Source organism: Streptomyces sp. NPDC042638 (assembly GCF_040647235.1).
GTDB classification, from domain to species: Bacteria; Actinomycetota; Actinomycetes; order Streptomycetales; family Streptomycetaceae; genus Streptomyces; species Streptomyces rameus.
Genome location: NZ_JBEZBT010000003.1, coordinates 1 through 13,048, shown reverse-complemented (window position 1 = coordinate 13,048; position 13,048 = coordinate 1). Strand labels below are relative to the sequence as shown.

Below are 13,048 nucleotides of genomic sequence, written 5' to 3'. Positions count from 1 at the left end.
TCTGAACGTGTCCGGCGGGCGCTCCGCCCCGGTCGAAAGCAGTCATGCCCATGCCCCAAGCCCGTGCCACCCACCTCACTCGCCGCGGCCTCCTCGCCGCGGGCGGCGTCCTCGGACTCGGTGCCGCGCTCGCCGCCTGCGGGGACGGCAAAGGCAAGGACGGCGGCTCCGGTGCGGATGCCGGGAACGGCGCGTCCGGCCCGTGGGCCTTCGAGGACGACCGCGGCACGGCCGTGAAGCTGGACAGGGTCCCCGCGAACATCGTCGCGTTCACCGGCGTGGGCGCCGCCCTGTACGACTACGGCATCCAGGTCAAGGGCGTCTTCGGCCCGACGAAGACCGCCGCCGGCAAGCCCGACGTCCAGGCCGGCGACATGGACCTCAGCAAGGTGACGGTCCTCGGCAACACCTGGGGCCAGTTCAGCGTCGAGAAGTACGCCTCGCTCGCGCCGGACGTGCTGATCTCGACGATGTTCGACGACGCCGGCACGCTCTGGTACGTCCCCGACGAGTCGAAGAAGAAGATCGCCCAACTGGCCCCCAGCGTCGGCATCTCCGTCTACGACCGCCAGCTCACCCGGCCGCTGCAGCGCGTGTGGGACCTCGCCGGTTCGCTCGGCGCGGACATGAAGGCCGCCAAGGTGACGGACGCCAGGAAGCGGTTCGAGGCCGCGGCGGCCCGGCTGCGTGCCGCCGCCAAGGCCAAGCCCGACGTCAAGGTGATGGCAGGCAGCGCCAGTGACCAGCTGTTCTACGTCTCCGGCACCGACCTCTCCGTCGACCTGGAGTACTTCAAGGCGCTCGGCGTGAACTTCGTGGAGCCGCCGGAGAGCGCCAAGAAGCAGGGCGGCGGCTGGTACGAGTCGCTCAGCTGGGAGAACGTCGACAAGTACCGGGCCGACATCATCATGATGGACGACCGCACCTCGGCGATCCAGCCCGCCGACATCACCAAGGCCACCTGGAAGAAGCTGCCCGCGGTCAAGGCGGACCAGGTCATCGCCCGTTCCCCGGAACCGATCCTCTCCTACGACAAGTGCGTGCCGCTGCTGACGAACCTGGCCGAGGCGCTGGAGAAGGCCAAGAAGGTCAGCTGACCCCCTGACAAAGCCCTGAACCCCACCCTCAGGAGCCACAGATGACGACGGCCGTAGCCGCCCCGTTCCGTTTCTTCTCCCTCCAGGTCGTACGGACGAGGCGGCTCGGCCCGTCCCTGGTCCGGGTCACCTTCGCCGGTGCCGATCTGCACGGCTTCCACTCCGACGGCCACGACCAGTCGCTCTCGCTGTTCCTGCCGCACCCGGGCCAGCGCGAGCCGGCCGTACCGCTGGAGCTGGGCGACGACTGGTGGCAGGGCTGGCGTGAACTGCCGGACGACGTACGGGCGGTGATGCGCTCGTACACCCTGCGGGCCCTGCGGCGGGACGCCCTGGGCCGTACGGCCGAGATCGACATCGACTTCGCCCTGCACGGCGTCACGCCCGGCGCCTCCCCCGCGCCCGCCGGCCCGGCCTCCCGCTGGGCCTCGCGCGCCGCCGCCGGCGACCGGGTCCTGCTGCTCGGACCGGCCGTCGCCGACAACCGCGCGATCCGCTTCCGTCCGCCCCAGGGCACCGACCTCGTGGTCCTGTGCGGTGACGAGACGGCCGTACCTGCCGCGACCGCGATCCTCGAGTCCCTCCCCGCCGGCACCCGGGTGCGGGCCTGGCTGGAGGTGCCGCACGCCGGTGACATCCAGGACGTGCGCACGGAGGCGGACGCGCGGATCACATGGCTCGTACGGCACGACGGGTCCCCCATGGCCGTCGACGCCGTACGGGCCGCCCGGCTGCCGGAGGCCGAACGGCCGTATGTGTGGATCGCCGGCGAGTCCGGCCAGGTCAAGGCGTTGCGGCGGTACTTCGTCGGGGAGTGCGCGGTGGACAGGCGGAGTGTCACCTTCGTCGGCTACTGGCGGCAGGGAATGACGGAGGAGCAACTGCGGGCCGCGGAGTAACCCGCCCCGTCCCGAAGTGATGCCGGTCACCGGAGAGGCATGCTTCGAGATTTTCACCTTAGGTTAGCCTTACCTAAGTCGATCCCCCTACGGACCGTCCCCGGAGGACCCCCACATGCGCTCGCACCTGCTCAATGGCCTCACCGCGGAGCACTACCGCCGCTCCGTGACCGAAGGAGTCGAGCGGGTGGCGGCCAAACTCGCCACCACCGACCGTCCGTTCACCGGCGTCACCGTGGACGCCCTCTCGCCCCGCATCGACGCGATCGACCTCGACCGTCCCCTGGGCGACACCGCCGCCGTGCTGGACGAACTGGAGGACGTCTACCTGCGGGACGCCGTCTACTTCCACCACCCCCGCTATCTCGCCCACCTCAACTGCCCGGTCGTCATACCGGCGGTGCTCGGCGAGGCCGTGCTCTCCGCGGTCAACTCCTCGCTGGACACCTGGGACCAGTCCGCCGGCGGCACCCTCATCGAGCGCAGGCTCGTCGACTGGACGGCCGCCCGCATCGGCCTCGGGCCGGCCGCCGACGGCGTCTTCACCTCCGGCGGCACCCAGTCCAACCTCCAGGCGCTCCTCCTCGCACGGGAGGAGGCCAAGAGCGACAGCCTCGCCGAACTCCGCATCCTCACCTCCGAGGTCAGCCACTTCAGCGTGCAGAAGTCCGCGAAACTGCTCGGCCTCGGCCCGGACGCCGTCGTCGCGATCCCCGTCGACCACGACAAGCGCATGCAGACCGTCGCCCTCGCCCACGAGCTGGAACGCTGCACGAAGGACGGCCTGGTTCCCATGGCCGTCGTCGCCACCGCCGGCAGCACCGACTTCGGCTCCATCGACCCGCTGCCGGAGATCGCCGAGCTGTGCGCCCGGCACGGCGTCTGGCTGCACGTGGACGCGGCCTACGGCTGCGGGCTGCTCGCCTCACTGAGGTACCGGGACCGCATCGACGGCATCGAGCGCGCCGACTCAGTCACCGTCGACTACCACAAGTCCTTCTTCCAGCCGGTCAGTTCGTCCGCCGTGCTGGTCCGCGACGCGGCCACCCTGCGGCACGCCACCTACCACGCCGAGTACCTCAACCCGCGCCGCATGGTGCAGGAACGTATTCCCAACCAGGTGGACAAGTCCCTCCAGACCACCCGCCGCTTCGACGCGCTCAAGCTGTGGCTCACCCTGCGCACGATGGGCGCCGACGGCATCGGACAGCTCTTCGACGAGGTCTGCGACCTGGCCCGGGAGGGCTGGAAGCTGCTGGCGGCCGACCCCCGCTACGACGTCGTCGTCGAACCCAGCCTGTCCACCCTCGTCTTCCGCTACATCCCGGCGGCCGTCACCGCCCCGGCCGAGATCGACCGGGCCAACCTCCACGCCCGCAAGGCCCTGTTCGCCTCCGGTGACGCCGTGGTCGCGGGCACCAAGGTGGCCGGCCGCCAGTACCTGAAGTTCACCCTGCTCAACCCCGAGACCACGACGGCCGACATCGCCGCCGTCCTCGATCTGATCGCCGGCCATGCCGAGCAGTACCTGGGAGTGTCCCTTGACCGCGCGTCCTGACAGCCCGACCCGCACCTACGACTTCGTGGGCATCGGGCTGGGCCCCTTCAACCTCGGCCTCGCCTGCCTGACCGAGCCGATCGCCGGACTGGACGGCGTCTTCCTTGAGTCCAAGCCGGACTTCGAGTGGCACGCCGGCATGTTCCTGGACGGCGCCCACCTCCAGACCCCGTTCATGTCGGACCTGGTCACCCTGGCCGACCCGACCTCGCCGTACTCCTTCCTGAACTACCTGAAGGAGAGGGGCAGACTGTACTCGTTCTACATCCGCGAGAACTTCTACCCGCTGCGGGTCGAGTACGACGACTACTGCCGCTGGGCGGCCGCCAAGCTCAGCAGCGTCCGCTTCGGCACCACCGTCACCGAGGTGACGTACGAGGACGAGCTGTACGTCGTCCGTACCGAGGCCGGGGACGCCTACCGCGCCCGCCGCCTGGTCCTCGGCACGGGCACGGCCCCCTACGTCCCGCCGGCCTGCCAGGGGCTGGGCGGGGACTTCCTGCACAACTCCAAGTACACGCACCGCAAGGCGGAGCTGCGCCGGAAGAAGTCCGTCACGGTCGTCGGCAGCGGCCAGAGCGCGGCCGAGATCTACTACGAACTGCTCGCCGAGATCGACGTCCACGGCTACCAGCTCAACTGGGTCACACGCTCCCCGCGGTTCTTCCCGCTGGAGTACACCAAGCTGACCCTGGAGATGACCTCCCCGGACTACATCGACTACTTCCGCGCGCTGCCCGAGGAGACGCGTTACCGGCTGGAGAAGCAGCAGAAGGGCCTGTTCAAGGGCATCAACGCGGACCTGATCGACTCGATCTTCGACCTGCTCTACCAGAAGCACGTGGAGAGCGGCGACCGGCCGGTCCCGACCCGGCTGCTCACCAACTCCACCCTGCACACGGCGGAGTACCGGGACGGCACGTACTCCCTGGGCTTCCACCAGGACGAGCAGGGCAAGGACTTCGAGATCGACACGGAGGGCCTGGTCCTGGCCACCGGTTACCACTACACACCGCCGGCCTTCCTCGCCCCGGTGCGCGACCGCCTCCGCTTCGACGGCCGGGGCCGCTTCGACGTCGCCCGCAACTACGCCATCGACGTCACCGGCCGTGGCGTCTTCCTCCAGAACGCCGGCGTCCACACCCACAGCATCACCAGTCCCGACCTGGGCATGGGGGCGTACCGCAACTCGTACATCATCCGCGAGCTGCTCGGCACCGAGTACTACCCGGTCGAGAAGACCATCGCCTTCCAGGAGTTCGCCGTATGACTTTCACCTTCCGTGCCGTCGATCCGCTGAAGGACGGCGAGCTGCTGCACTCCTGGGTCACCCACCCCAAGGCGGCCTTCTGGATGATGCGGGACGCGAGACTCCAGGACGTCGAGCGCGCCTACATGGAGATCGCGGCGGACGAGCACCACCACGCGCTGCTCGGGCTGCGCGAGGGCGAACCCGCCTTCCTGATGGAGAGGTACGACCCCGCGCACCGGGAGCTGGCCGGGCTGTACGAGCCGCGGCCCGGTGACGTCGGCATGCACTTCCTGACCCCGGCCACCGACACCCCCGAACACGGGTTCACCAAGGCCGTCATCACCGCCGTCATGGCCCACCTCTTCGAGGACCCGGCCGTGCGGCGCGTCGTCGTCGAGCCGGACGTCCGCAACAGGGCCGTGCACGCCCTGAACGAGGCCGTCGGCTTCGTGGCCGAGCGGGAGATCGACAAGCCGGAGAAGCGGGCCCTGCTGAGTTTCTGCACCCGCGAACAGTTCGAGAAGGCGGTGACCGCATGACCCTCGCCGACGCCGTGGCCCACCTGTCCCCCGAGCGCTGGGCGACCGCCGGCCGGCTGCTGCTGCGCAAGGCGCTCGCCGAGTTCGCCCACGAGCGCCTGATCACGCCCGAGGAGGACGGCGGGCAGTACGTCGTCCGCAGCGACGACGGGCTCACCTCCTACCGGTTCAGCGCCGTGCGCCGGGCCCTGGACCACTGGCAGATCGACCCCGGCTCGATCACCAGGCACCGCGAGGGCCGGGAACTCCCGCTGGCCGCGCTGGACTTCTTCATCGAGCTGAGGGAGTCCCTGGGCCTGAGCGACGAGATCCTGCCGGTCTACCTGGAGGAGATCTCCTCCACCCTCTCGAGCACCTGCTACAAGCTCGCCAAGCCCCGCGTCACCTCCGCGGAGCTGGCGGTGAGCGGCTTCCAGGCGATCGAGACCGGGATGACCGAGGGCCACCCGTGCTTCGTCGCCAACAACGGCCGGCTCGGCTTCGGCGTCCACGAGTACCTGTCGTACGCGCCCGAGACGGCGAACCCGGTCCGGCTGGTGTGGCTGGCCGCGCACCGCTCGCGGGCCGCGTTCACCGCGGGCGCCGGGATCGAGTACGAGTCCTTCCTGCGCCAGGAGCTGGGCGAGGAGACGGTGGAGCGGTTCCGCGCCGTCCTCACCGGCCGGGGGCTCGACCCCGCCGACTACCTGTTCATCCCCGTCCACCCCTGGCAGTGGTGGAACAAGCTCAGCGTCACCTTCGCCGCCGAGGTGGCCCGCGGCCACCTCGTCTGCCTCGGCGAGGGCGACGACGAGTACCTGGCCCAGCAGTCGATCCGGACGTTCTTCAACACCAGCGCCCCGCACAAGCACTATGTGAAGACCGCCCTGTCGGTCCTCAACATGGGCTTCATGCGCGGTCTGTCGGCCGCCTACATGGAGGCGACCCCGGCGATCAACGACTGGCTGGCCCAGCTCATCGAGAACGACCCGGTGCTGAGGTCGGCCCGTCTGACGATCATCCGCGAGCGGGCCGCCGTCGGCTACCGGCACCTGGAGTACGAGCGGGCCACCGACCGCTACTCGCCGTACCGCAAGATGCTGGCCGCCCTGTGGCGGGAGAGCCCGGTGCCCTCGCTCCAGGAGGGCGAGTCCCTGGCGACCATGGCCTCCCTGCTGCACGTGGACCACCGGGACGCCTCCTTCGCCGGTGCGCTGATCGCCCGCTCGGGCCTGACGCCCGCCGAGTGGCTGCGCGGGTACCTGCGGGCCTACTACGTCCCGCTGCTGCACAGCTTCTACGCCTACGACCTGGTCTTCATGCCGCACGGTGAGAACGTCGTCCTGGTGCTGAGGGACGGCGTGGTGCAGCGGGCGGTCTACAAAGACATAGCCGAGGAGATCGCCGTCATGGACCCGGACGCGGCCCTGCCGCCGGAGGTGCGGCGGATCCGGGTCGAGGTCCCGGAGGACAGGAAGCTGCTGTCGGTCTTCACGGACGTCTTCGACTGCTTCTTCCGCTTCCTCGCCGCCCATCTCGCCGCCGAGGGCGTCCTGGAGGAGGACGGCTTCTGGCGCACGGTCGCCGAGGTCACCCGCGAGTACCAGAAGGCGCACCCCGAACTGGACGACAGGTTCCGCCAGTACGACATGTTCGCCCCCGAGTTCGCGCTGTCCTGCCTCAACCGGCTCCAGCTGCGCAACAACCGGCAGATGGTGGACCTCGCCGACCCGTCCGGCGCCCTCCAGCTGGCCGGAACCCTGAGGAACCCCATCGCCGGGTTCTGATCCCCCCACGGGCGGGCGGGCACCCCGGAGACGGTCCTCCGGGGTGCCCGTCGGGCTGGGTTCAGTGCGCCGGCCAGGGCACCTGCGGGGAGCGGTAGTAGTGGATGCCGAGGGCGGTCCAGCGGGGGCCCTGCGCGGCCAGGCGTACCCGGTAGCCGTTCCAGTCGTGGCTCGCCGCCGGTGACCAGCCCAGTTCCGCCGCTCCGGCGAGCCGCGGGAACGCCAGGTACTCGATGTCGGCGGACGTCTTCACGGTCTCCGTCCACAGGGGCGCCTCGACTCCCCTGACCGCCGGGGCGGGGACCCCGGCGAGGTAGGCGCCCGGATTCCAGTCGTAGGACCGTTTCACCTCCACCCGGCCCGCCCAGTCCGTGCCGAGTCCGGTGGTCCGCGTGTACTTCATGTCGAGATAGAGCCGGTCGGCCGGGGAGAGGATCAGCCCGGTGCCGCCACGGGCCGCCGCGGCCACCTGTGCCTTCTCCGCCGCGGCGGTGCCGTCCAGACCCCAGTACTGGACGAGGGCGCCCCTGGCCGGGTGGGCGCCGGTGAGCTGGTGCCAGCCGATGACCGTCTTGCCGTACCGGGCGACGACCGGCTGCACGCGGTCCATGAACCTCACGTAGTCGGCGTGGCCGGTGGAGTGCGCCTCGTCGCCGCCGATGTGGAGGTAGCGGCCGGGGGTGAGCGCGGCCAGTTCCCGGATCACGTCGTCCACGAAATCGTAGGTGACCGCCTTGGACACGCACAGCGAGCTGAAGCCGACCTGGGTGCCGGTGTAGAGCGGGGGCGCGGTGCCGTCGCAGTTGAGCCCGGCGTAGGAGGCGAGGGCCGCGTTGGTGTGGCCGGGCATGTCGATCTCGGGCACGACCTCCAGGTAGCGGGAGGCCGCGTACCGGACGATCTCCCGGTAGTCGGCCTTGGTGTAGTGGCCGCCCCTGCCGCCGCCGACCTGGGTGGAGCCGCCGTAGGAGGCCAGCCGCGGCCAGGAGTCGATCGCGATGCGCCAGCCCTGGTCGTCGCTGAGGTGCAGATGCAGCTCGTTGACCTTGTACAGGGCCAGCTGGTCGATGTACCGCTTGACCTGGGCGACCGTGAAGAAGTGCCGGGAGACGTCCAGCATGGCGCCCCGGTAGGCGTAGCGGGGGCGGTCCTGCACGGTGCCGCCGGCGATCTGCCAGGGGCCGGGCTGGACGGTCCTCCTCTCCACGGCCGCCGGGAGGAGCTGGCGCAGGGTCTGGACGCCGTGGAAGAGCCCGGCGGGGGTCCTCGCGGTGAGGGTCACGCCGCCGGGGCCGCTGTGCAGCCGGTACCCCTCGGCACCGAAGTCGCCCTGTTGCAGGTGGAGTCGGATGCCACCGCCGCCGTGGTCGGTGACCGCGAGCGGGTAGCCGGTGGAGGGCCGCAGGAGGGCGGCCAGGTAGGCGCCGACGCGGCGGACCTCGGCGGAGCCGTCGACGTGGATGCCGGTCGCACGGGTGATGCGGTACGGCGGCCCGCCCGGCGAGACCGAGGCGGGTGCCGGGACCACCCGGCCCAGCGGGACCGGGGCGGCGGCCCGTGCCTCGGGGGCCGCGCCGAGGGTGAGGACGCCGGCCGCCGCGAGCAGCAGCAGGGATCCGAGGACGCGGGGGGTTCGGGGAGTCGTGCCGTGGTTCCGTCTCACATGCGCTCCCTTCGGGCGCGGCCGGCCACGGGATGTGATGGCGTCTCGGATGTGGCCGGCCGGCAGACATGGTCGAGACCACTGTCCCGCAGATCGGGTGAAACAATCCCCGCGTGGCGGAAATCATCCAGAGGGACGCGAACGCCGTCGGGCTGTGGGGCTTTCCGCGGGGACCCGCTGACGGCGCTGGTCGCGGCCCTGGCGGACGAGAAGTCCGCCCTGGCCGGGCGGGTGGTCCTCAGGCGCAGGTGAGGACCACCCGCTCGGCGGTTGCCTACTTGGCCCTGCGGGACACGGTGAAGTGGTCGATGCGGTTGCCGGTCTCGGCGATGCCCGACACCCTCAGCGTGGTCTGGTGGCCCCTGGGCGCGGGCGTGACGTCCACGCGCAGGAAGGAGTAGTTGAGGTAGCGCACCCGGGACCAGGCGACGGTCTCGTTGACCTTGCCGTCCTTGGTGTTGATGAACGAGGCCACGGAGTCGGTCTCGTTCTCGTGGCCCTCGTAGGAGTCCGGGGCGGAGAAGGCGTACAGGCTGCGGCCGGCGGCGCCCGCGGTGACGTAGACCACGCCCTCGGTCTCGGGGTAGGCCGTGCCGCCGATCGGCAGCTTCTTGGTGACCTTGTCGCCCTTGATGACGTCGGTGCGCTCGTACTGGTGGTTGTGGCCGTTGATGACCAGGTCCACCGTGTACTTCTCGAACAGCGGGACCCACTCCTGGCGCACGCCGCCTTCCGAGGCGTGCGCGGTGGAGGTGCAGTAGGCGCAGTGGTGGAAGAAGATGACGATGAAGTCGACGTCCTTCGCCGCCCGGTACTTCTTCAGCTGGGTTTCCAGCCACTTCGTCTGCGTTCCTCCGGAGATGCCCAGGTTCGCGGGGATCTCGAAGGAGATGTCGTTGGCGTCGAGCGAGATGACCGCCGTGTTGCCGTAGACGAAGGAGTAGACGCCCGGCAGGTTCTTCTTGTCCGGGCCGTTGTCCGGGAGGGTCCAGCGGGCTTCCTCGCCGCCGTAGCCGTTGGGCGAGTACCAGGCCTCCATGTCGTGGTTGCCGTACGCCGGCATCCACGGGACCTGCTTGGCGACCGACTCGGTCTGGTAGAGGAACTGGTCCCAGGTGCGCGAGTCGAACCCGGTGTCGGTGGTCTTGCCCGCGCCGGACGGGTCGCCGTAGGCGATGTCACCGGCGTGCAGGTGGAAGGCCGGGTTCTGGCCGAGGATCAGGGCGTTGTTGGCCAGGCCGTGGTAGCCGACGCCCTCGTCGCCGAAGGCGGTGAAGGTGAACGGCGCCTTGTGGGCCGGGGCGGTGGTGAAGGTGCCCAGGGTGCCCGCCAGGTGCCGCTCGGCCGGGTCGAAGCCCTGGTGGCCGACGCCGTAGTAGTAGGTCCTGCCGGGGCGCAGGTGGGTGAGCTTGGCGTGCAGGTAGTACTGGGTGTGGTCGCCGCTGGCGCCGACGCCGGCCGGGGTGTAGAGGGTGCGGACCTCGGCCTCGATCTTGCGCGAGAGGTCCCACGGGTGGGCGCCGATGCGGATGAACGGCTTCTTGACGGCGACCGGGACCTGCCAGGAGACGGTGATCTCGGTGCGTGGGTCGTTGCCCCAGGCCAGGTGGCGGCCGAAGGGCGCGACGAGGGCGCCGTCGACCTGGTCGGCGGCGGAGGGGGTGCGCTGTGCCGGCACGGCGGCCTGGGCGGTGCCGCCCGGGACGAACGCACCGCCGGCGACGGCGCCCAGGGTGACGGCACCGCCCCTGATCATGGTGCGCCGCGAGAATCTGGTGTGCAGGTACTCGTGCCGCTCGGCCATGCTCATGCGCTCGGCCAGCTTCTCGGGTACGCCCATACGAGGAATGTCCATGGCGTCTGAAACTCGCGGGCCAGGGCAACGAGACGCAAGACACAGGATGGACTGTCTGCGAACAAAGATCCATAAGAGTTTCAACAACCCTCTGCCCGAAATCGGGCACGATTCTTGCGAAACGACCGCCGGTGCTCCAGGATCTACCGGGTGCACGACGAACTTCTCGATCATCTGACGCGGTCCACGGCCCTGAACCGGGGCGAGGCGCTGCGGGTGGTCCAGGACGTGCTCGCCTACTTCGACGAGACGACCCAGGAGTTCGTCCGTCGCCGCCACCGTGAACTGCAGGCCCAGGGCCTGGTGAACGCGGAGATCTTCGAACGGATCGAGGCGGACCTGAAATACCGGGCGGTGGCGCCGCCGGAGCTGACGCTCAGGCAGCTGCGCCGCATGGTCTACGGCTGAGAACAGTCGGACCGGACCAGCGACACCCAAGGGATACCTCTATATATGTGCGGAATCGTCGGATACATCGGGAAGCGTGACGTCGCCCCTCTCCTCCTGGAGGGCCTGCAGCGGCTGGAGTACCGCGGCTACGACTCCGCGGGCATCGTCGTCACCTCCCCGAAGACGCCCGGCCTGAAGATGGTCAAGGCCAAGGGCCGGGTGCGCGACCTGGAGGCCAAGGTCCCGGCGCGCTTCAAGGGCACCACCGGCATCGCCCACACCCGCTGGGCCACCCACGGCGCCCCCTCCGACATGAACGCCCACCCGCACATGTCGGCCGACAGCAAGGTCGCGGTCGTCCACAACGGCATCATCGACAACGCCGCCGACCTGCGCCGCAAGCTGGAGGCGGACGGTGTCGAGTTCCTCTCCGAGACCGACACCGAGGTCCTCGTCCACCTCATCGCCCGCTCCGGCGCCGAGAAGCTGGAGGACAAGGTCCGCGAGACCCTCCGCGTGGTCGAGGGCACGTACGGCATCGCGGTGATGCACGCCGACTTCTCCGACCGCATCGTGGTGGCCCGCAACGGTTCCCCGGTCGTCCTCGGCATCGGCGAGAAGGAGATGTTCGTCGCATCCGACATCGCCGCCCTGGTCGCCCACACCCGGCAGATAGTGACCCTCGACGACGGCGAGATGGCCACCCTCAAGGCCGACGACTTCCGTACGTACACCACCGAGGGCACCCGTACCACCGCCGAGCCGACCACCGTGGAGTGGGAGGCGGCCTCCTACGACATGGGCGGCCACGACACCTACATGCACAAGGAGATCCACGAGCAGGCCGAGGCCGTGGACCGCGTGCTGCGCGGGCGCATCGACGACCGGTTCTCCACCGTGCACCTCGGCGGCCTCAACCTGGACGCCCGCGAGGCCCGGCAGATCCGCCGCGTGAAGATCCTCGGCTGCGGCACCTCGTACCACGCGGGCATGATCGGCGCCCAGATGATCGAGGAGCTGGCCCGCATCCCCGCCGACGCCGAGCCGGCCTCCGAGTTCCGCTACCGCAACGCGGTGGTCGACCCCGACACCCTGTACATCGCCGTCTCCCAGTCCGGTGAGACCTACGACGTCCTCGCGGCCGTGCAGGAGCTGAAGCGCAAGGGCGCCCGGGTGCTCGGCGTGGTCAACGTGGTCGGCTCGGCGATCGCCCGTGAGGCGGACGGCGGCATCTACGTGCACGCGGGCCCGGAGGTCTGCGTGGTCTCCACCAAGTGCTTCACCAACACCACGGTCGCCTTCGCCCTGCTCGCCCTGCACCTCGGCCGCACCCGCGACCTGTCCGTGCGCGACGGCAAGCGGATCATCGAGGGGCTGCGCAAGCTGCCGGACCAGATCACCGAGATCCTCAAGCAGGAAGAGGAGATCGAGCAGCTGGCGAAGGCCTACGCCGACGCCCGCTCGATGCTCTTCATCGGCCGCGTCCGGGGCTACCCGGTGGCCCGCGAGGCCTCCCTGAAGCTCAAGGAGGTCTCCTACATCCACGCCGAGGCCTACCCCGCCTCCGAGCTGAAGCACGGCCCGCTGGCCCTCATCGAGCCGGCCCTGCCCACGGTCGCGATCGTCCCCGATGATGACCTGCTGGAGAAGAACCGCGCCGCCCTGGAGGAGATCAAGGCCCGCGAGGGCAAGATCCTGGCCGTCGCCCACCGCGACCAGGAGAAGGCGGACCAGACGATCATCGTCCCGAAGAACGAGGACGAACTGGACCCGATCCTCATGGGCATCCCGCTCCAGCTCCTCGCCTACCACACGGCGAAGGCCCTGGGCCGTGACATCGACAAGCCGAGGAACCTGGCGAAGTCGGTGACGGTGGAGTAGCCCGCCCGGCCTCCACGCGCCCGGACAGGCGCGACGACGGAACGGACCCCCACGTGTGCCACCGGACACGTGGGGGTCCTTCCCATGCCGCTGGGGCCTGTCTGACAATTCCCGTCTGCCTCGCGACGCCATGCACGCACTCTCGCCG

The 13,048-nt window shown here is 69.9% G+C and carries 10 protein-coding genes; 8 read left to right on the top strand and 2 right to left on the bottom strand.

Annotated features, from left to right (window positions below; all coding sequences use genetic code 11):
* Positions 1–50: 50 nt before the first annotated feature.
* The 6 genes from AB0B40_RS03260 to AB0B40_RS03235 all read left to right on the top strand — a co-directional run bounded on the left by AB0B40_RS03260 (position 51) and on the right by AB0B40_RS03235 (position 7,111).
* Positions 51–1,097, top strand: coding sequence for an ABC transporter substrate-binding protein (locus tag AB0B40_RS03260; RefSeq protein WP_362262484.1), 1,047 nt, complete (start codon positions 51–53; stop codon positions 1,095–1,097).
* Positions 1,098–1,138: 41 nt separating this feature from the next.
* Positions 1,139–1,996, top strand: coding sequence for a siderophore-interacting protein (locus AB0B40_RS03255; RefSeq protein ID WP_362262481.1), 858 nt, complete (start codon positions 1,139–1,141; stop codon positions 1,994–1,996).
* 115 nt (positions 1,997–2,111) lie between these two features.
* The gene (desA, locus tag AB0B40_RS03250; RefSeq protein WP_345047562.1) at positions 2,112–3,554 is read left to right on the top strand and encodes a lysine decarboxylase DesA; all 1,443 of its coding nucleotides are present in this window, start codon (positions 2,112–2,114) and stop codon (positions 3,552–3,554) included.
* On the top strand, positions 3,538–4,824 hold the full coding sequence (locus tag AB0B40_RS03245; protein ID WP_362262478.1) for a lysine N(6)-hydroxylase/L-ornithine N(5)-oxygenase family protein: 1,287 nt from the start codon (positions 3,538–3,540) through the stop codon (positions 4,822–4,824). Before desA ends, AB0B40_RS03245 begins: the two co-directional genes overlap by 17 nt.
* Positions 4,821–5,345, top strand: a complete 525-nt coding sequence (locus tag AB0B40_RS03240; protein ID WP_345047559.1) for a GNAT family N-acetyltransferase — start codon at positions 4,821–4,823, stop codon at positions 5,343–5,345. Before AB0B40_RS03245 ends, AB0B40_RS03240 begins: the two co-directional genes overlap by 4 nt.
* Complete coding sequence (locus tag AB0B40_RS03235; protein ID WP_362262474.1) at positions 5,342–7,111, top strand: IucA/IucC family siderophore biosynthesis protein; 1,770 nt, start codon at positions 5,342–5,344, stop codon at positions 7,109–7,111. Before AB0B40_RS03240 ends, AB0B40_RS03235 begins: the two co-directional genes overlap by 4 nt.
* Positions 7,112–7,172: 61 nt before the next feature.
* Here the strand turns inward: AB0B40_RS03235 and AB0B40_RS03230 are convergent, their stop codons facing one another.
* The gene (locus tag AB0B40_RS03230; protein ID WP_362262471.1) at positions 7,173–8,774 is read right to left on the bottom strand and encodes a beta-N-acetylhexosaminidase; all 1,602 of its coding nucleotides are present in this window, start codon (positions 8,772–8,774) and stop codon (positions 7,173–7,175) included.
* Between the two features lie 274 nt (positions 8,775–9,048).
* Positions 9,049–10,614 carry a metallophosphoesterase family protein gene (locus AB0B40_RS03225; RefSeq protein ID WP_345047554.1) on the bottom strand — a complete coding sequence of 522 codons (1,566 nt, stop codon included), beginning with the start codon at positions 10,612–10,614 and terminating at the stop codon, positions 9,049–9,051.
* Positions 10,615–10,779: 165 nt separating this feature from the next.
* On the opposite strand from AB0B40_RS03225, the gene AB0B40_RS03220 reads away from it, so the two are divergent.
* The gene (locus AB0B40_RS03220; RefSeq protein WP_345047553.1) at positions 10,780–11,037 is read left to right on the top strand and encodes a hypothetical protein; all 258 of its coding nucleotides are present in this window, start codon (positions 10,780–10,782) and stop codon (positions 11,035–11,037) included.
* Between the two features lie 45 nt (positions 11,038–11,082).
* Positions 11,083–12,900 (top strand): glutamine--fructose-6-phosphate transaminase (isomerizing), encoded by a 1,818-nt coding sequence (gene glmS, locus AB0B40_RS03215; protein WP_345047552.1) that lies wholly within the window; start codon positions 11,083–11,085, stop codon positions 12,898–12,900.
* Positions 12,901–13,048 lie beyond the last annotated feature (148 nt).

Bases quoted from the DNA above. Each gene is read 5' to 3' on its own strand.
- AB0B40_RS03240 (WP_345047559.1), top strand. From the start codon at position 4,821: ATGACTTTCACCTTCCGTGCCGTCGATCCGCTGAAGGACGGCGAGCTG.
- AB0B40_RS03225 (WP_345047554.1), bottom strand. From the start codon at position 10,614: ATGGGCGTACCCGAGAAGCTGGCCGAGCGCATGAGCATGGCCGAGCGG.
- glmS (WP_345047552.1), top strand. From the start codon at position 11,083: ATGTGCGGAATCGTCGGATACATCGGGAAGCGTGACGTCGCCCCTCTC.
- AB0B40_RS03255 (WP_362262481.1), top strand. From the start codon at position 1,139: ATGACGACGGCCGTAGCCGCCCCGTTCCGTTTCTTCTCCCTCCAGGTC.
- AB0B40_RS03260 (WP_362262484.1), top strand. From the start codon at position 51: ATGCCCCAAGCCCGTGCCACCCACCTCACTCGCCGCGGCCTCCTCGCC.
- desA (WP_345047562.1), top strand. From the start codon at position 2,112: ATGCGCTCGCACCTGCTCAATGGCCTCACCGCGGAGCACTACCGCCGC.
- AB0B40_RS03235 (WP_362262474.1), top strand. From the start codon at position 5,342: ATGACCCTCGCCGACGCCGTGGCCCACCTGTCCCCCGAGCGCTGGGCG.